This is a genomic window from Methylibium sp. (assembly GCF_035762065.1).
GTDB lineage: Bacteria > Pseudomonadota > Gammaproteobacteria > Burkholderiales > Burkholderiaceae_C > Methylibium.
In genome coordinates this window covers 38,007-55,125 of sequence record NZ_DASTPW010000029.1, presented here as the reverse complement: position 1 = coordinate 55,125, position 17,119 = coordinate 38,007, and the positions used below count along the sequence as shown (strand labels likewise).

Genomic DNA, 17,119 nt, shown 5'->3' with positions numbered 1-17,119 from the left:
CGATGGACGCGGCGCGGGGCCGAAGGCGAACCGCTCGATCAGTTGCGGTCGCTGCGCGCGGCGCGCATCGACGGATCGCTCGAAGACGACGAGCCGGCATCCATCGACGAGGAGCCGCTCGACGTGCCCGAGGTGCCCGAGGTGCCCGAGGTACCACCCATGCTGCCGCCTGACGTGCCGCCCGACGTCCTGCCCGAGCTGCCGGAAGCGCCGCTCGTGCCGGCGTCCTGCGTCGAGCCGCCCGAGTAGCCGCTGCCGCTGCCGCGGGTGCTGCCGGTGGCGGCTTCGTTGCTCGGGTTCGGCTGGGCCGACGAGCCGCTCATCGAGCCCGTGCCGCTGGTGCCGCCCGAACCGGGTTGCGGGCCGCCTTGCGTGCCGCCCTGCGCGGAGGTGCCGGGGTTGCCGGTGCTCGCCGGGCCCTGCGTGCCGGTGCCGCTGGTGCTGCCCGACGAATCGGTCGTCGAGCCTTGACCGGTGGTGCCCGGGGTGGTGCTGGTGGACGGCGTCGTGGAGGGCGAGGTCGACGTCTGGGCCTGCACCACGCCCAGCGCGATCACGCTCGACACCGCGACGGCCGCCGGCCAGTACTTGGAAATGGATTTCATCTGTCTCTCCTAGAGTGGTGGATTGAAGCCGCTTCGCTCTCGCGGGCGGCCACGGCCAATGCCTCTTGGCGAGCCGCAGCGAAAACAGGCAACGGGCATGCCCGTGGCATGCGTGCCGGCGCATCGGCGGCGCGCATGCGCCACGTGTCGCGGCGCAGCTGGCCACGCAGATGCAGCACGCGCTCGTGCAGCGCTTGCCGATAGCACCAGCGGTAGCTGTTCGCGCTCGGATGCAGGCCGTCGCGCGCGTACCAGGTGGGCACGTCGCGCGAGAACGGGTCTTCGTCGCGCGTGCGCCAGAAGCTCACGAAGCGCGCGCCGTGCGCATGCGCGCAACGCTCGATCGCTTCGACGACGCGCCGCGTTCGCGAGCTCATCCACCACGAGAACGGCGCGATGAACACCGGCGCGAGACCGATGTTCGCCGGCCCCAGCCAGACGCAGCGGCGCGCCTGTTCGCGCCCCAGCCGGCGCAGCAGCCGGTCGGCGTCGGCACGCACCCGCGCGAGCGGCGTGTGCCGCAGCGCGTCGTTGCCGCCGGCCTGCACGACGACGAGATCGAAACGCGGCGCCTCAGCCGGCTGCGTCGCGAGCCAGGCCTCGTAGTCGTCGAGCGTGTCGGCCACCGTCGCGCCCGAGCGCGCGAGGTTGACGATTTGCGAGCGCGGCAGGTCGTGCGCGAGCCACCCGGCCAGCGAGTGCCGCGGGTCGTCCGCGCCGACGCCCACCGCGGTCGAGTCGCCGAGGATCAGCACGCGGCCTTGCGCGACGCCGTCGACGTGCTCGCGCTCGAAGCGCCGCGTGTGCCGCGCGACCGCGCGCGCCGCCGGCAGCAGCCGGCGGATGCGCTGCGTCTGCGCGAGCAGCAAGGCGCCGGCGCCGAGCAGTAGGCCGAGCGCGGCGAAGGCGGCGCGCGCATCGGACGGGATCGATCGAGGTTCGTGGGCAGGCATCGAGGCTTTCGTGTCATCGCTTCGAAGCCGTTTCGGCAAGGCCCGTGCCGCCGCGCGCGGAGGCAGGCATGCCGTTCGCCAACAGGCGGCGATGCTGCAGGACGAAGCCTCGTTCCGCTCGCGCGTGTTCGCCGCGCTGTGGTCTTCCATCTGGCGCCACCGGCGCCGCGCGCTGCTGGCGCTGGCGCTGCTGGTGGCGGCCAAGCTTGCCGGCGTCGCGGTGCCCTGGTTGCTGAAGAAGGTCGTCGATCGCTTCAGCGCGCCGGGCGGGCTGGCCGGCGACGTGGCCGGCCTCGTCGTCGGCCCGCCGGCGGCCGACGTGCCGGTGGTGCTGGTCGTGCCGGTCTTCCTGCTGGTCGGCTACGCGCTGCTGCGCTTTTCCAGCACGCTGTTCACCGAATTGCGCGACCTCGTCTTCGCGCGCGTCACGCACGCCACCGTCGCCGATTTCGCCGAGCGCAGCTTCGCCCAGCTGCTCGCGCTCGGCCACCGGTTCCATGCGCGCCGGCAGACGGGGACGGTGCTGCGCGACGTCGAGCGCGGCACGCGCGGCATCGGCTACCTGCTCGGCGCGGCGCTGTTCACCGTGGTGCCCACGCTGATCGAGTTCTCCGCGGTGCTGCTGGTGATGAGTGCCGGCTACGGCTGGAGCTTCACCGCGGTGATCCTCGCGACCTTCGTGCTCTATGCGGCCTACACCGTCACGCTGACGCAGCGCCGCGTCGTGCACCAGCGCCGGCTGATCGACATGGACGCGCGCGCCGCCGCGCACCTGGTGGACAGCCTGATCAACTTCGACGCGGTCAAGGCCTTCGCGACCGAGGCCCACGAACGCGAGCGCCACCACCGGCTGTGGTCGCAGGCGATCGACGAGCAGCTCGCGAGCCAGCGTGCGCTGTCGGCGCTGCACGTGGGGCAGGGCGCCATCATCGCGCTGGGCGTGGCCGCGGTGATGCTGCTGGCGGGCGAGCAGACGGCGCGCGGCGCGATGACCGTCGGCGACCTGGTGCTCGTCAACGCCTACGTGATCCAGATCTGCCTGCCGCTGAACGCGCTCGGCTTCGTGTTCCGCGAGGCGAAGGACGCGCTGGTCAACACCGAGCGCCTGTTCACGCTGCTCGAGGAGGAGCCCGAGGTGCGCGACGCCGCGCAGGCCCGCGAGCTCGAACTGCGCGGCGCGGCGGTCGCCTTCGAGCGGGTGAGCTTCGGCTACGAGCCGGGCCGCACGGTGATCGCCGACCTGAGCCTCTCGATCCCCGCCGGCAGCACGGTGGCGGTGGTCGGCGGCAGCGGCTCGGGCAAGTCGACGCTCGCGCGCCTGCTGCTGCGCCAGCACGATCCGCAAGCCGGCCGCATCACCATCGACGGGCAGGACGTCGCGGCGGTGCCGCTCGCCTCGCTGCGCCGCGCGATCGGCGTGGTGCTGCAGGACACGGTGCTGTTCAACGACACGATCGTCGCGAACATCGCCTACGGCCGGCTCGGCGCGGGCGTGGCCGAGGTGGTCGAGGCGGCGAAGGCCGCGCAGGTGCACGAGTTCGTCACCGCCTTGCCGCAGCAGTACGACACGGTCGTCGGCGAGCGCGGGCTGAAGCTCTCCGGCGGCGAGAAGCAGCGCATCGCGATCGCGCGCGCGGTGCTGAAGAACGCGCCGATCCTGATCTTCGACGAGGCGACCTCGGCGCTCGACACCCGCGCCGAGCGCGCCATCCAGACCGAGCTCGAACGGCTGTCGCGCGAGCGCACGACGCTCGTGATCGCGCACCGGCTCTCGACGGTGGTGAATGCCGACGAGATCGTCGTGATGGACAAGGGCCGCATCGTCGAGCGCGGCCGCCACGAGGCGCTGCTCGAGCGCGACGGCCTGTATGCGCAGTTGTGGAGCCTGCAGCTGCAGCAGCGGCAGTTCGAGCAGCTCGAACGCAAGCTCGCGCGCCAGCCGGTCAACCTGGAGCTGCTGCTCGCGCCGATCGTCGACGGCCTGCGCGAGGCGCTCGACGCGGCGCAGGTGCGGCTCTACACCGAGCTGCTGACCGGCGACGCCAGCGTCACCGGCGACCCGCACGCGCTCGGCGACGCGCTGCACGCGGTGCTGCAGGCCGCGCTGCAGGCGACGCCGCCCGGCGGGCGCATCGCGCTGCGGCTCGAACGCGCGGGGCCCGAGCTGCGCTTCGCCGTCACCGACGGGCGGCATCAGGCGGCGACGCCCGTCGCGCCGGCCCGGCGCGGCCGTGCCGGCGCGGACGCGGCGCGGCCCGAGCCGGGCGAGCCGCTCGACCCGCTGGCGCTGCGCTCGGTGATCGAGCGCCAGGGCGGGCGCTTCCGCATCGAAGCGCCCGGCGCCGCGCACGGGATGCGCTACGTGGTCGAGCTGCCGCTGCGCGCGATCGCGGTGCCCGCCACGAGCCGGCATGCCGAAGCCGAGGCCTCGACGCGGCTCGACGGGCTCGCGGTGCTGTGCATCGACGACCAGCGCGACGCGCTCGAAGCGCTGGCCGGCATGCTGGAGACCCGCGGCGCGACGGTGCTCGGCTTCGAGCGCGGCGACGCGGCGCTGGACTGGCTGCGCGCGCAGCCGGCGAGCGCCTGGCCGCAGTTGTTCGTCTGCGACATCTCCCTGGGCGAGGAGGACGGGCACGACGTCGTGCGCGGCCTGCGCCGGCTCGAAGCCGAGCGCGGCGTGCCGCTCGAGCAGCGCCTGCCCGCGCTGGCGCTCACCGGCCACGCGCAGGCGAGCGACCGCGTCGAAGCGCTGCTTGCCGGCTTCCAGAGCCACCTCGGCAAACCGGCCGATCCGCGCGAACTGATCTCGACGCTGGCCGCGCTTGCCGGCGCGACGCGCGGGGCGGGTTGAGTGGCTGGCCGGGCATGTCGCTTGCCCAAGCGGCTGCCATGACGCCGCCTCCGCCCACTGCACCACTTGCTTCGACGCTCGACGCGGCGCGCAGCTGCTACGCCGATGCGCAAACCGCGCGCCGGGCCGTCGACCTTGCCGAGCCGATGATCGAAGCGGTGCTGGGCCAGCACGAGATGTGCGGCAGCGGCGTGATCGCGATCGTCGTGATGGACCCTGGCCTGCAGCCGGGCGACGCCGGCTTCGAGGACGCGGTGTTGCACACCGCGAGCTTCGGCAAGCCCCGCTCGCAATGGGACGCCGACTACCTCGAATTCGCGCGCGCGAAGGCGCGCACCAGCTGGCGGCTCGACGCCTCGGGCGCGAAGGTGCATGCCGGCCTGGCGCACCTGCTGCGCCGCGGCGACAGCCTGCTGCACGGCGCGGTCGTGCTCGACGGCATCGTCGTCGCGGTCAGCGGCGCCGAGAGCTGGTACGACGAGGCGATCGGCACCGCCGTCGCCGCGAACCTGCGCGCGATGGCGTGGGAGCGCCATGCGCGTGCCGTGCGCGAGCGGCAGTCGCTCGCCTGCTGAACCCACCGATCGACGACCTCCAAGGAAGACCCATGACCGACAAGCTCGCCAGCCTCGTGCAACCCCCGGCCGCCGGGGCCGGCCCGCAGGGCCCGCTCGCCGGACGCACGGTGCTCGTCACCGGCGGCGCGCGCGGGCTGGGCGCCGAGATCGGCAAGGCGCTCGGCGCGGCCGGCGCGCGCATCGCGGTGGCCGACCTGATGCTCGACGGCGCCGAAGCCGCCGCGGCCGCGTTGCGCGACACCGGCGTCGAGGCGCGCGCCTTCGCGGTCGACGTCGGCCACGAAATGGCGGTGCAGAAGCTGGTGGCCGAGGTCGCCGAGGTCTGCGGCTCGCTCGACGCGGTGATCAACAACGCGGCGGTCGACGTCACCGCGCCGATCGGCGAGCTGCAGGCGGTGGATTGGGACCGCATCGTGCGCACGAACCTGAGCGGGCCCTTCTTCGTCGCCAAGCACGCGGCGCAGCGGATGCTCGCGCAGGGCGGCGCGGGCGGCGTGCGCGGGCACATCGTCAACATCGCCTCGACCGCCTCCAAGCGCGCCTGGCCCAACGCCAGCGCCTACCACGCGACGAAATGGGGGCTGCTGGGGCTCTCGCACGCCCTGCACGCGGAACTGCGGCCGCAGGGCATCAAGGTCTGCGCGGTGGTGGCCGGCGGCATGCGCACCCCGTTCCTGCTCGACCGCTTCCCCGACATCGACCCCGGCGTGCTGCAGGACCCTGCGCACGTCGCGCGCAGCGTGCTCTTCGTGCTCACGCAGCCCGAGGAGACGGTGATCCCCGAGCTGATGGTGCTGCCCATGCGCGAGACCTCCTGGCCCTGACCGGAGCCCTGCCGATCCCTCTGCCCTGAACCCTCGAGACCGACAGCCCCGAACGCGGCGGGCGCCCCCCGCATTCGCCGGCGGGGCTGTGTGACCATGCCGACGATGCCGTCGCCTTCGACTTCGCCTGCCGACATCGGCCCGCGCCGCTGGGCCTGGGCCGCGCTCGCGCTCGGCCTGGCCTTGCTGCTGCGCTGGGCCTTGCAGCCGATGCTCGGCGATCGCATGCCGCTGGTGACGCTGTACGGCGCCGTCGCGGTCGCGGTGTGGGTCGCCGGCGCGCTGCCGGCGGTGGCGGTGGCGCTGCTCGGCTTCATCGCCGCGCGGCAGTGGTTCATGCCGGACAGCTGGTTCGCGCAGGGCTGGGGCCCGCTGGAACTGGCGGCGGCGGGCGGCTACGCCTTCTCGGCCGGGCTGATCGTGCTGTTCGGCCACGCGCTGCACCGCGCGCGGCGGCGGCTGGTGCGCGAAGTCGAGCAGCGGCGCGCCGCCGAGGAAGCCTGCGAGACCGAACGCCGCCGGCTCGCGATCACGCTGGCCTCGATCCCCGACGGCGTGCTGGTCAGCGACGCCGAGGACCGCATCGTCTCGACCAACGCCGAAGCCTCGCGGCTGACCGGCTGGAGCGTCGCGCAGTCGATCGGCCGGCCGCTGGGCGAGGTCTTCGACGTCGAGTTCGACCACGTCGCCGCGCCGGCGTCGCCCGGGCCGCAGCCGCCGCAGAGCGGGCGGCTGCGCCGGCGCGAAGGCGAGGCGGCCGCGGTCGCGATCGAGGCTTCGGTCGCGCCGATCTTTGACGAGGGCGGCCGCCGCGTCGGCGCGGTGCGGGTGTTCCGCGACGTCGGCGCCTTGCGCGAATCGGAGCGGCGGCTGCTGCAGGCGCACGAGGCGCTGTACGTGGTGGTGCAGTCCTCGCCGCTCGGCGTGGTCGTGCTCGACCACGAACCGGCGGTCGTGCGGCTGTGGAACGGCGCGGCCGAACGGCTCTTCGGGCTTTCGGCCAGCGAGGCGGTCGATCGGCCGCTGGCGGTCGTGCCGCCCGAGGCGGAGGCCGCCTTCGCGGAGCAGATCGAGCAGGTGCGCCGCGGCGTGGTGCTCAGCGACGCGCAGGCCTCGCTGGCGCGCGCCGACGGCCGCAGCGTCGAGGTGCGGATGTCGGCCGCGCCCCTGGCCGACACCTCCGGCCGCGTCACCGGCAGCCTGCTGCTGTTCGCCGACATCACCGACCGCGTGCAGATCGAGGCCTCGCTGCGCCGCACCGACGCGACGCTGCGCGCCTTCTTCGACAACGCGCCGGCGGGGCTCGGCGTGGTTTCGCTGACCGACGACGGCGACATCCTGCATCTGCACGACAACCCCGTGAGTTGCCGCATCTTCGGCGTGCCGCCCGGCGCCACCGAGAACCGACGCGCCAGCGAGCTGGGGGCGACGCCCGAGATGATCGCGCTGTGGCGCACGCACTACCAGCGCAGCGCCACGCTCGGCGTGCCGCTGGTCTTCGAGTACTCGCAGGCGATGCAGGGCCAGACGATGCGGTACCGCGCGACGGTTTGCGCGGTCGATCCCGGCACCGACGCGGCGGCGCGCTACTGCTACATGGCGGAGGACATCACCGAGCGCAAGCAGGCCGAGGACGCACTGGCCGAGGCCGACCGCCGCAAGGACGAGTTCATCGCCACGCTGGCGCACGAGCTGCGCAACCCGCTCGCGCCGCTGCGCAACGGCGTGCACCTGCTGCGTGTGCTGTCCGGCGCGAACGCCGCGGTCGAGAAACCGCTGTCGATCATGGAGCGGCAGATCGCGCACATGGTCCGGCTGATCGACGACCTGCTCGATGTCGCCCGCGTCAGCGGCGGCAAGCTGGAGCTGCAGCGCCACCGCATCGACGCGGCGGACGCGGTGCGCGAGGCGGTCGAGACCAGCCAGCCGCTGATCCAGGCCGCCGGCCACCGGCTCACCATCTCGCTGCCGCCCGAGCCGCTGTTCATCGATGCGGACGTCACGCGCGTCTGCCAGGTCGTCGCCAACCTGCTGAACAACGCCGCGAAGTACACGCCGCAGCAGGGCCGGGTGCGGGTGAGCCTGGAACCCGACGGCGAATGGGCGCGCATCAGCGTCGAGGACGACGGCCGCGGCATCGCCGCCGACATGCTGCCGCGCGTCTTCGAGATGTTCACGCAGGTCGACCGCACGCTCGACCGCAGCCGCGGCGGCCTCGGCATCGGCCTGGCGATCGCGCGCAAGCTGGTGCTGATGCACGGCGGCGAGCTCGAAGCCTCGAGCCGCGGGCCGGGGCAGGGCAGCCGCTTCGTCGTGCGCCTGCCGCTGGCCGCGCCGGTCGGCGAGGGCGCGCTGGCACCTCCGCGCATCGTGACGACCGACGCGCGCGGGCACACGCGCACCGCGCTGCGCGTGCTCATCGCGGACGACAACATCGACGCCGCCGACAGCCTGAACACCATCGTGCGGCTGCGCGGCCACGACACGCGCGTCGCGCACGACGGCCTCGACGCGCTGCAGCGCGCCGAGACCTTCCGGCCGCAGCTCGCGCTGCTCGACATCGGCATGCCCGGCCTCGACGGTCACGACCTCGCTCGCCGGCTGCGCACCGAGCCGTGGGGGCGCGCGATGCGGCTCGTGGCCGTCAGCGGCTGGGGGCAGGAGCGCGACCAGGCGGCCTCGATCGCCGCCGGCTTCGACGAGCACTGGGTCAAGCCGGTCGACCCGGCCGCGCTCGATGCGCTGCTCGAGGGCATCGAGCAAGCGCCCGCCGCGGTGGCCGAGCCGGCGGTGCGCGAGGACTGAAGCCGGTGCGGTCGCGCGCGAGGGCGCGCGGCCCGTCGCCGCTCAGGCGGCGACGCTCTCGTTGCTGCCCGACTCGGCCGTGCCGCCTTCGCCCTGCTGGTCGCGCGCGTAGTCCTTGAGCCGGTTGTAGAGCGTCTTCAGGCTGATGCCGAGCACGGCGGCGGTGCGCTCCTTGTGGTGGTCGCAGTGCCGCAGCGTCGCGAGGATCAGCAGCCGCTCGGCCTCGGCCATCGAGGTGCCGATCGGGATCGTGACCGCAGCGCCGCTGCGCAGCGGCTCGGCCTGCGCCGCGGCCGCCGGCGCCGCCGGCGCGGTGATCGCGGCGCCGCCGGGCAGCCAGTCGGCGCTGACCATGTCGGCCTCGGCCATCACGTAGGCGCGCTGCACCGCGTTGCGCAGCTCGCGCACGTTGCCCGGCCAGTGATGGTGCTGCAGCGCCTCGACGGCCGTCGGCGCGAAGCGCTTCATGCGCTTTTCCTGTTCGCCGATCGCGGTGAGGAAGTGCTCGGCCAGCAGCGGCACGTCGTCGAGCCGGTCGCGCAGCGGTGGCAGGTGCAGCGGGAAGACATTGAGCCGGTACAGCAGGTCCTCGCGCAGCTTGCCGCTCGCGACCGCCTCCTCGGGCGCGCGGTTCGTCGCGGCGATCACGCGCACGTCGCTTTCGAGCGTGTGCGTCGAGCCCACGCGCATGAAGGTGCCGGTCTCGAGCACGCGCAGGAGCTTCACCTGCAGCTCGAGCGGCATCTCGGTGATCTCGTCGAGGAACAGCGTGCCGCCGTGGGCGCGCTCGAAGAAGCCGAGGTGCTGGCGGTCGGCGCCGGTGAAGCTGCCCTTCTCGTGGCCGAAGATCTCGCTCTCCATCAGGTTCGGCGAGATCGCGCCGCAGTTGACCGCGAGGAAGGGCTCCTTGCGGCGGCGGCTGAGGTCGTGCACGGTGCGCGCGACGACCTCCTTGCCGCTGCCGCTTTCGCCGGTGATGAACACCGTCACCGCGGTGCCTGCCACGCGCGAGATCTGCTCGTAGAGCCGGCGCATCGGCGCCGCGCGACCGTAGAGGTGGCCGAAGCGGCCGGTTTTCTCCCACTGCTTCTGCAGCGTGTCGAGCTCGGCCTTCAGCACCGAGGGCTTGGTCACGCGCGACAGGATGCCTTGCAGCTGCTTGAAATTGACCGGCTTGACCAGGTAGTCGGCAGCGCCGAGGCGCAGCGCCTGGATCGAGCTTTCCAGGCTCGCATGGCCCGTGATCAGCACGATCTCGGCATGCGCGAGGACCTCGTTCTCTTTCAGCAGATCCATGCCGTTGCCGTCGGGCAGCTGCAGGTCGAGCAGCACCAGGTCGGGCGGCTGCATCGCGATCTGGCGGCGCGCGTCGCGCAAGCTCAGTGCGGTCGCGACGGTGAATTTCTCGTTGGCAACCAGCGCCGCCATCATTTCGGCGGCGTCGGCGTCGTCTTCGACGATCAGGGCGTGAGGCATGGGGCGGGAATTGGGTCGTGTTCGGTGGGCCACCGGCGGCGAAGTTGGCGCCGGCGAGGCGACGGTGGCAACGGGGCGGCGACGCGAGGTAAGAAGCCGCGACGCACGTAGCGATTGCCGTAGCAATGTAAGACGCCGCCGTCTTCGAACCTCACATTAATCGACCGGACGCCACCGGCTTGTAGGACAAGGCCTGAGCGACGCTTGCGACGCTGTCTTTTCTGGGCACAGCCGTTGCCCCTGGTGATGCACTCCGTCACTACTTTTTCGAGGCCCGTCATGGTCAATCTTCTCGTGTGGCTCGTGGTCGGTGGTTTGCTGGGCTGGGCCGCCAGCAAGGTGATGCGCACCGATGCCCAACAGGGCGTGATCCTCAACGTCGTGGTCGGCATCGTCGGTGCCGCGCTCGGCGGTTGGCTGATCTCGCCGCTGCTCGGCCTGCCGACCATCAACCAGGGCGCCTTCAGCATCGGCGCGTTGCTCGTGTCCTTCCTCGGCGCGGTGATCCTGCTGGCGATCGTCAACCTGCTGCGGCGCGGCACGGCGCGCTAGTCGCTTCTGCCGTCTTCTTCCTCTCACTTTCCCGGACGCTGACATGGCCACCTTTCCCTCCTCCTCATCCTCCGTCCCGCCGTTCCCTACCGCTGGCGAGTCGTCCGGCGCCGCGGGGCTTTCTGCAGGCAACGGCGACGGTTCGGCCGAGCCCGGCCGCCGCAGCGCGGATCTGCGCCGGCTTGCCGAGCGCGTGGCCAGCGGCGCGCATGCGCTGGTCGATCGCACCTTCGAGCGCGTCGCGCCCGCGGTCGATCGGCTGCGCAGCAGCGCCGATCAGGCCGGCGGCGAACTCAGCCGGCGGGCCGACCAGCTCGGCGCCGCCCAGGAACGCTGGGCCGAGGATTCGCGCGCCTCGGTGCGCCAGCATCCCTTGACCTGGGTCGCCTGTGCCTTCGTTGCCGGCATGGTGTTCGGCCGGATGGGCCGCAGCAACTGATCGGGCCGGGCGCGCGTGGAGCCGCCGATGACGGCCCACGACGTCGCCCAGCTGTTCGAGTTCAGGACCTCGCCGCTCGAACTGGTGTTGCGCGGCACGGCCGTCTACTGGTTCCTGTTCGGCCTGTTCCGCGTTGTGCTCCGGCGCGATGTGAGCGGCCTCGGCATCGCCGATGTGCTGCTCATCGTGCTGATCGCCGACGCCTCGCAGAACGCGATGGGCGGCCAGTACGAGACGATCGCCGAAGGCTTCCTGCTGGTCGCCACGCTCGCCGGCTGGAACCTGCTCGTCGACTGGGCGAGCTGGCGCTTCCCGCCGCTGCGCCGCTTCACCGCGCCCCAGCCGCTGCTGCTGGTGCGACGCGGCCGCTTCGTCGAAGCGAACATGCGCCGCGAGCTGATGACCCGAGAGGATCTGGTGTTCAAGCTGCGCGAGCAGGGCATCGAGCGCCTCGAAGTGGTCAAGGAGGCCTACATGGAGCCCGACGGGCAGATCAGCGCGATCAAGCGCTGAAGCGCTGAAGCGCTCGCGCTCCGCGCGGCATGACGCTTGCCGAACCGCCTTGCGGCATCGGCGTCCGAGACCGGTGCCTCTCACAGGAGAAGCGCCATGAAATCCCTGATCACCACCGCCGCGTTGGGCCTCGTCGGCTTCAGCGTCTATTCGAGCCTGCGCCGGCAGCGCCAGCTGCAAGCCCCGCGAGGCACGAAGGCCGAGCCGCTGCAGCGCTGGGAAGGCGAGGGCGGCAACGTGCCGGCTGCCAACACGGCGCTGAAGACCGCCCGCACCGACGACCTGCTCGCGCCCGGCGTGCAGAACGACGCGCTGCAGGAGCCGGAGGCCTCGACGAGCGATCGCAAGCCCGGCATTTCGGGCAGCTCGGTCGGGTGAGGTTCGCGCGGGCGGGGCGCGGCGGTCGATGAAGCGCCCGAGAAGCGCTTCGGCACGGTGATTGCCGTTAAGGCGCGAACCGCTTCTCACCCTCCGCGAAAACACCATGCATTCCGATCACCTGCGTATCGCGATGATCAGCGAGCACGCTTCACCGCTCGCGCAGCCTGGCGGCGTCGACTGCGGCGGCCAGAACGTCTACGTCGCCCAGGTCGGCCGCTGTCTCGCGCAAGCGGGGCACCAGGTCGACGTGTTCACGCGGCGCGATGCGCCGGCGCAGCGGCCGGTCGTGGATCTGCGTCCAGGCCTGCGCGTGCTGCACGTCGACGCGGGGCCGGCGAGCTTCGTGGCGAAGGAGCGGTTGCTCGAGCACATGCCGCAGTTCGCACGCCAGGCCGAGCGCGCGGTCGCCGCGAGTCGGCGCTACGACGTGATCCACGCCAACTTCTTCATGTCGGGCTGGGTCGGCATGCGGCTGCAGCGGCGCTTCGGCCTGCCGCTGGTGACGACCTTCCACGCGCTGGGCCGCGTGCGCCGCCTGCACCAGGGCGGCAGCGACGTCTTCCCCGAGGACCGCCTCGCCATCGAGGACCGGCTCGTCCAGCGCAGCGACGCGGTGATCGCCGAATGCCCGCAGGACAAGAAGGATCTGGTGGAGCTCTACCGTGCGTCGCCGGGACAGATCCACAGCGTGCCCTGCGGCGTCGACACCGAGCGCTTCCGCCCGCTCGGCAAGGGCGCCTCGCGGGCGGCGCTGGGCCTGCCCAACGACGCCTTCATCGTCTTGCAGCTCGGCCGGCTGGTCGCGCGCAAGGGCATCGACAACGTGATCCGCGCGGTCGCGCGGCTCGACGCGGCGCTGCGGCCGCGGCTGTACGTCGTCGGCGGCTCGGGCCCGTGCCCCGACGAGCAGCGCGACCCGGAGATCGCGCGGCTGCGCGGCGTCGCGGCCGAATGCGGTGCCGGCGACCGGGTGCATTTCGTCGGCGCGCGCGGCGGCGACGATCTCGCGCGCTGGTACTCGGCCGCCGATGTCTTCGTCACCACGCCCTGGTACGAGCCCTTCGGCATCACGCCGCTGGAGGCGATGGCCTGCGCGACGCCGGTGGTCGGCTCGCGCGTCGGCGGCATCCAGCATTCGGTGGTCGACGGCCGCACCGGCTACCTCGTCCCGCCGAAGGACGACGCGGCGCTGGCCGAGCGGCTCGACCTGCTCGCGCGCCGCCCGCTGCATGCGCGCACGCTCGGCGCGGCCGGGCTCAAGCGGGTGCGGGCGAACTTCACCTGGGAGCAGGTCGCCAGCGAGTTGCTCGAGGTGTTCCGCTGGGTGCGGCTTGCGCGGCGCCGGCCCGCGGACGCGCAGCCGCGCCTGGGCACGCTGCCTTCGCTGCATCTCGTGCCGGGCGCCGCGTTCGAGCGCGTGCACGCGCTCGGCTCGTCCACATGAGGCCCGCTTCGATGGCGCTGCGCCCCGCGGTGTTCTTGGACAAGGACGGCACGCTGGTCGAGAACGTGCCCTACAACGTCGATCCGAGCCAGCTGCGCTTCACCCGCGGCGCGCTGCCCGCGTTGCGCGCGCTGGCCGATGCGGGCTTTGCGCTCGTGGTCGTCACCAACCAGCCGGGCCTCGCGCTCGGGCGCTTCCGGCGCGCCGAGTTCCAGGTGCTCGAAGACGCGCTGCGCACGCGCATCCGCGAGGAAGGCGGCGTGACGCTGACCGACTTCATGGTCTGCCCGCATGCGCCCGCCACGCCGACGAACTCCTGCCTGTGTCGCAAGCCCGCGCCCGGCATGCTGCGTCAGGCGGCGGTCGCGCACCGGCTCGACCTCGCGGCCTCCTGGATGGTGGGCGACATCCTCGACGACGTCGAAGCCGGCCGGCGCGCCGGCGCGCGCTCGCTGCTGCTCGACGTCGGCAACGAAACGGTCTGGCGCATGAGCCCGCTGCGCACGCCCGAGCGGCGCTGCGCCGATCTGCTCGAAGCTGCCAGCCACATCCTGCGCCACCGCGGCAGCGCGGACGACGGCGGCGCCGAAGCCAGCGCGCAGCGGCGATGAGCGAAGCCATCGATCTCGACCGCATCCGCCGCTGGCGTCGCGTGCGCCGCCTGCTGGTGGTGCGGCTCGACAACCTCGGCGACCTGCTGATGACCACGCCGGCGATCGCCGCGCTGCGCGCCGGGCTGCCGGCCGCGCAGATCACGCTGCTCGCCTCGCCCGGCGCCGCCCAGGCGGTGCCGCTGCTGCCCGACATCGACGCGAGCATCGCGGTCGAGGCCCCGTGGGTCGCCGCCGGCGTGAAGGCGGCGTCGCAGGCGGTCCCTGGCGTGGTCGAGCGCCGCCTCGTCGAGCGGCTGGCCGACGGCGGCTTCGACGCGGCGGTGATCTTCACCGTCTGCACGCAAAGCGCGCTGCCGGCGGCGCTGGTCTGCCGCATGGCCGGCATCGAGCTGCGGCTCGCGCACAGCCGCGAGAACCCCTATGCGCTGCTGAGCGACTGGGTGCGCGACCGCGACGAGGTCGGCCCCGGCCTGCGGCACGAGGTGCGCCGGCAGCTCGACCTCGTCGCCTCGGTCGGCATGCATGCGCTCGATACCCGCCTGCGGCTGCGCTGCGAGCCCGCGGTGCGGCGGCGCATGTGCGAGCGCGTCGCGCAGGCCTTGCCCGGCCGCGGCGGCTTCGTCGTCGTGCATCCCGGCGCGAGCGCGCCGTCGCGCCGCTGGCCGGCCGAGCGCTTCGGGGCGGCGGCAGCGCAGATCGCGCGCGCGCGCGGCCTCGGCGTCGTCTTCACCGGCGGGCCCGGCGAGGCGCCGCTGCTGCAGGCGGCGCGCGCGGCGCTGGGCGGGCTGCCGTCGCTGGTGCTCGACGACCTGAGCTTGGGCGAGCTCGCGGCGCTGATCGCCGAGGCGCGGCTGCTGCTCGCGAACAACAGCGGGCCGGCGCACATCGCGGCGGCGCTGGGCACGCCGCTGGTCGAGCTTTATGCGCTGACGAATCCGCAGCACACGCCCTGGCAGGCCAACGCGCGGGTGCTGCATCGCGAGGTGCCGTGCCGCGACTGCCTGAAGAGCGTCTGCCCGCAAGGGCACCACGCCTGCCTGCTCGGCGTCGAGGTCGCCGAGGCCGTGCAGGCGGCGATGGAACTGATCGGGACGAACGGCGCCGTCGTGGCGCGCCATCACGAGGCCTTTGCATGATCACGCTCGGCATCAACGCCGCCTTCCACGATTCGTCGGCGGCGATCGTCGTCGACGGGCTCGTCGTCGCGGCTTCGGAGGAAGAGCGCTACACGCGCATCAAGCACGCGAAGCGCGCGCTGCCGTTCAGCGCCTGGGAGCTGCCCTTCCATGCGATCGACCACTGCCTCGAAGCGGCGGGCATCAAGCTGCACGACGTCGACCACGTCGCCTACAGCTTCGACCCGCAGGCCTTCGTCGCGCACCGCGACGACGGCCTCTCGCCTGCCGGGCCGTTCGTGCTGCCGGACGCCGAGTCGCGCCCCACGCGCGAGGATCGTGGAGTGCGCGCTTTGCGCGCGTGGGACAACCGCTGGGACCCGCTGTTCCTCGCCTACATGCAGAGCGTGCCGCGCCACCTGGCCGACGGCGCGCCGCACCACCTGCGCCGCCGGCTCGCGAAGCCGGCCGGGCAGGCGCAGCCGCGCTGGCGCTTCCATCACGTCGATCACCATCTGTGCCACCAGGCCAGCGCCTTCCTGGCCGCGCCCTTCGACCGCTGCGCGGTGCTCACGCTCGACGGCCGCGGCGAGGAAGCGACCACCACCTACGGCGTCTACCGCGGCCACGAGCAGGGCCGCGCCGGCAGCTACCGCCCGCTCGGCGAGGTGCGCATGCCGCATTCGCTCGGGCTGCTGTACGAGCGGGTGACGATGCACCTGGGCTTCCTCGGCTCGAGCGACGAATACAAGGTGATGGCGCTGGCCGCGCTCGGCCGGCCGAAGCTGGCCGGCGCGCTCGAACAGCACGTGCACGTGGGGAGCGACGGCCGCTACCGCATCGAGGCGATCGACATGGCGCGCGTGCTCGGGCCGGCGCGCGCGCTCGACGAGCCGCTGTCGCAGCATCACTTCGACATCGCCGCCTCGCTGCAGGTGGTGCTGGAGGACACCGTCGGCAAGCTCGCGCGCTGGCTGCGCGAGACGAGCGGCGAATCGAAGCTCGCCATGGCCGGCGGCGTCGCGCTGAACTGCGTGATGAACGCGAAGCTGCGCGACAGCGGCTTGTTCGACGCGGTCTGGGTGCAGCCGGCGGCCGGCGACGCCGGCACCGCGCTCGGCGCGGCCTTGTGGATCGACGCGCGCGAACGTCCGCACGAGAGCGTCGCGCCGGTGGCCGAGCCGGCGCCGAACGAGCCGGTCGCGGTGCCTTTGGCCGAGCGGCGCTGGACGATGGAGCACGCCTACCTCGGGCCGTCCTGGTCCGAGGCGCAGATCGAGGAACTGCTGCGCTGGGCCAAGCTGGACTACCGCCGGCCCGACGACCTCGCCGAGGCGACCGCCGAGCTGCTCGCGCGCAACGCGGTCGTGGGCTGGTACCAGGGTCGCATGGAGTGGGGCCCGCGCGCGCTCGGCGCCCGCTCGATCCTCGCCTCGCCGATCGACCCGGCGATGCAGCAGCGGCTCAACGACCTCAAGGACCGCGAGGACTTCCGGCCGGTCGCGCCGGCGATCCTGGAAGAGCGCTTCGCGCAGTGGTTCGAGCCGGCCGAGGCGAACGGGGGCACCGCGCCGTTCATGCTGTTCGTCTACCGCACCAAGGCGGGCTGCGCCGAGCGCATCCCCTCGGCCTGCCACAGCGACGGCACCGCGCGCGTGCAGACGGTGAGCGCGCAGACGAACCCGGCCTTCCACGCGCTGCTCGCGGCCTTCGAGCGCCGCACCGGCGTGCCGGTGCTGGTCAACACCTCGTTCAACGTGCGCGGCCAGCCGGTGGTGTGCCGGCCGCAGGACGCGCTGGAGGCCTTCTTCACCACGCCGCTCGATGCCTTGGCCATCGGCCCCTTCCTGATCGAGAAGTGATGACGACCACCCCCGTTGCGGCTTCGCCGCTCCCCCGTGGACCTCGGAAAGGGCCTTCTCGTGGCCCTGGCGGCCCCGCCGGCGGCTCCGCGCAGCCGGATTCG

15 protein-coding genes are annotated in these 17,119 nt (G+C 73.0%); 12 read left to right on the top strand and 3 right to left on the bottom strand.

Features of this window, described 5'->3' with window-relative positions; all coding sequences use genetic code 11:
- Positions 1-38: 38 nt before the first annotated feature.
- Together VFR90_RS08425 and VFR90_RS08420 are read right to left on the bottom strand one after the other, a co-directional pair.
- Positions 39-605, bottom strand: coding sequence for a hypothetical protein (locus VFR90_RS08425; RefSeq protein WP_326405664.1), 567 nt, complete (start codon positions 603-605; stop codon positions 39-41).
- Positions 602-1,558, bottom strand: coding sequence for an SGNH/GDSL hydrolase family protein (locus VFR90_RS08420; protein WP_326405663.1), 957 nt, complete (start codon positions 1,556-1,558; stop codon positions 602-604). The genes VFR90_RS08425 and VFR90_RS08420 overlap by 4 nt, the downstream gene beginning before the upstream one ends.
- A gap of 91 nt (positions 1,559-1,649) precedes the next feature.
- Between VFR90_RS08420 and VFR90_RS08415 the strand changes: the two genes are divergently transcribed.
- The 4 genes from VFR90_RS08415 to VFR90_RS08400 all read left to right on the top strand — a co-directional run bounded on the left by VFR90_RS08415 (position 1,650) and on the right by VFR90_RS08400 (position 8,619).
- Positions 1,650-4,412: an ATP-binding cassette domain-containing protein gene (locus VFR90_RS08415; protein ID WP_326405662.1), complete on the top strand. Its 2,763-nt coding sequence runs from the start codon at positions 1,650-1,652 to the stop codon at positions 4,410-4,412.
- Positions 4,413-4,450: 38 nt separating this feature from the next.
- On the top strand, positions 4,451-4,987 hold the full coding sequence (locus VFR90_RS08410) for a hypothetical protein (protein ID WP_326405661.1): 537 nt from the start codon (positions 4,451-4,453) through the stop codon (positions 4,985-4,987).
- Between the two features lie 32 nt (positions 4,988-5,019).
- A complete protein-coding gene (locus VFR90_RS08405) occupies positions 5,020-5,814 on the top strand; it encodes an SDR family oxidoreductase (RefSeq protein ID WP_326405660.1) in 795 nt (264 codons plus the stop codon).
- Between the two features lie 105 nt (positions 5,815-5,919).
- Positions 5,920-8,619 (top strand): hybrid sensor histidine kinase/response regulator, encoded by a 2,700-nt coding sequence (locus VFR90_RS08400; protein WP_326405659.1) that lies wholly within the window; start codon positions 5,920-5,922, stop codon positions 8,617-8,619.
- Between the two features lie 42 nt (positions 8,620-8,661).
- On the opposite strand, the gene VFR90_RS08395 is transcribed toward VFR90_RS08400, so the two are convergent.
- Positions 8,662-10,095, bottom strand: coding sequence for a sigma-54-dependent transcriptional regulator (locus VFR90_RS08395; RefSeq protein ID WP_326405658.1), 1,434 nt, complete (start codon positions 10,093-10,095; stop codon positions 8,662-8,664).
- A gap of 279 nt (positions 10,096-10,374) precedes the next feature.
- On the opposite strand from VFR90_RS08395, the gene VFR90_RS08390 reads away from it, so the two are divergent.
- From VFR90_RS08390 to VFR90_RS08355, 8 genes are all read left to right on the top strand, one after another.
- Positions 10,375-10,647 (top strand): GlsB/YeaQ/YmgE family stress response membrane protein, encoded by a 273-nt coding sequence (locus VFR90_RS08390; protein WP_326405657.1) that lies wholly within the window; start codon positions 10,375-10,377, stop codon positions 10,645-10,647.
- A 43-nt stretch (positions 10,648-10,690) separates the two neighbouring features.
- On the top strand, positions 10,691-11,086 hold the full coding sequence (locus VFR90_RS08385; protein ID WP_326405656.1) for a hypothetical protein: 396 nt from the start codon (positions 10,691-10,693) through the stop codon (positions 11,084-11,086).
- A 27-nt stretch (positions 11,087-11,113) separates the two neighbouring features.
- A complete protein-coding gene (locus VFR90_RS08380; RefSeq protein WP_326405655.1) occupies positions 11,114-11,599 on the top strand; it encodes a DUF421 domain-containing protein in 486 nt (161 codons plus the stop codon).
- Between the two features lie 96 nt (positions 11,600-11,695).
- Positions 11,696-11,977 (top strand): hypothetical protein, encoded by a 282-nt coding sequence (locus tag VFR90_RS08375; RefSeq protein WP_326405654.1) that lies wholly within the window; start codon positions 11,696-11,698, stop codon positions 11,975-11,977.
- 121 nt (positions 11,978-12,098) lie between these two features.
- Complete coding sequence (locus VFR90_RS08370) at positions 12,099-13,424, top strand: glycosyltransferase family 4 protein (protein ID WP_326405681.1); 1,326 nt, start codon at positions 12,099-12,101, stop codon at positions 13,422-13,424.
- Between the two features lie 11 nt (positions 13,425-13,435).
- Positions 13,436-14,035 carry a D-glycero-alpha-D-manno-heptose-1,7-bisphosphate 7-phosphatase gene (locus tag VFR90_RS08365; protein WP_326405653.1) on the top strand — a complete coding sequence of 200 codons (600 nt, stop codon included), beginning with the start codon at positions 13,436-13,438 and terminating at the stop codon, positions 14,033-14,035.
- Positions 14,032-15,174: a glycosyltransferase family 9 protein gene (locus tag VFR90_RS08360; protein WP_326405652.1), complete on the top strand. Its 1,143-nt coding sequence runs from the start codon at positions 14,032-14,034 to the stop codon at positions 15,172-15,174. The genes VFR90_RS08365 and VFR90_RS08360 overlap by 4 nt, the downstream gene beginning before the upstream one ends.
- On the top strand, positions 15,171-17,015 hold the full coding sequence (locus VFR90_RS08355; protein WP_326405651.1) for a carbamoyltransferase family protein: 1,845 nt from the start codon (positions 15,171-15,173) through the stop codon (positions 17,013-17,015). Before VFR90_RS08360 ends, VFR90_RS08355 begins: the two co-directional genes overlap by 4 nt.
- The last annotated feature ends 104 nt before the right edge of the window (positions 17,016-17,119 follow it).

Bases quoted from the DNA above. Each gene is read 5' to 3' on its own strand.
- VFR90_RS08360 (WP_326405652.1), top strand. From the start codon at position 14,032: ATGAGCGAAGCCATCGATCTCGACCGCATCCGCCGCTGGCGTCGCGTG.
- VFR90_RS08375 (WP_326405654.1), top strand. From the start codon at position 11,696: ATGAAATCCCTGATCACCACCGCCGCGTTGGGCCTCGTCGGCTTCAGC.
- VFR90_RS08380 (WP_326405655.1), top strand. From the start codon at position 11,114: ATGACGGCCCACGACGTCGCCCAGCTGTTCGAGTTCAGGACCTCGCCG.
- VFR90_RS08385 (WP_326405656.1), top strand. From the start codon at position 10,691: ATGGCCACCTTTCCCTCCTCCTCATCCTCCGTCCCGCCGTTCCCTACC.
- VFR90_RS08405 (WP_326405660.1), top strand. From the start codon at position 5,020: ATGACCGACAAGCTCGCCAGCCTCGTGCAACCCCCGGCCGCCGGGGCC.
- VFR90_RS08395 (WP_326405658.1), bottom strand. From the start codon at position 10,095: ATGCCTCACGCCCTGATCGTCGAAGACGACGCCGACGCCGCCGAAATG.
- VFR90_RS08415 (WP_326405662.1), top strand. From the start codon at position 1,650: ATGCTGCAGGACGAAGCCTCGTTCCGCTCGCGCGTGTTCGCCGCGCTG.
- VFR90_RS08425 (WP_326405664.1), bottom strand. From the start codon at position 605: ATGAAATCCATTTCCAAGTACTGGCCGGCGGCCGTCGCGGTGTCGAGC.
- VFR90_RS08365 (WP_326405653.1), top strand. From the start codon at position 13,436: ATGGCGCTGCGCCCCGCGGTGTTCTTGGACAAGGACGGCACGCTGGTC.
- VFR90_RS08420 (WP_326405663.1), bottom strand. From the start codon at position 1,558: ATGCCTGCCCACGAACCTCGATCGATCCCGTCCGATGCGCGCGCCGCC.
- VFR90_RS08410 (WP_326405661.1), top strand. From the start codon at position 4,451: ATGACGCCGCCTCCGCCCACTGCACCACTTGCTTCGACGCTCGACGCG.
- VFR90_RS08400 (WP_326405659.1), top strand. From the start codon at position 5,920: ATGCCGTCGCCTTCGACTTCGCCTGCCGACATCGGCCCGCGCCGCTGG.
- VFR90_RS08390 (WP_326405657.1), top strand. From the start codon at position 10,375: ATGGTCAATCTTCTCGTGTGGCTCGTGGTCGGTGGTTTGCTGGGCTGG.
- VFR90_RS08355 (WP_326405651.1), top strand. From the start codon at position 15,171: ATGATCACGCTCGGCATCAACGCCGCCTTCCACGATTCGTCGGCGGCG.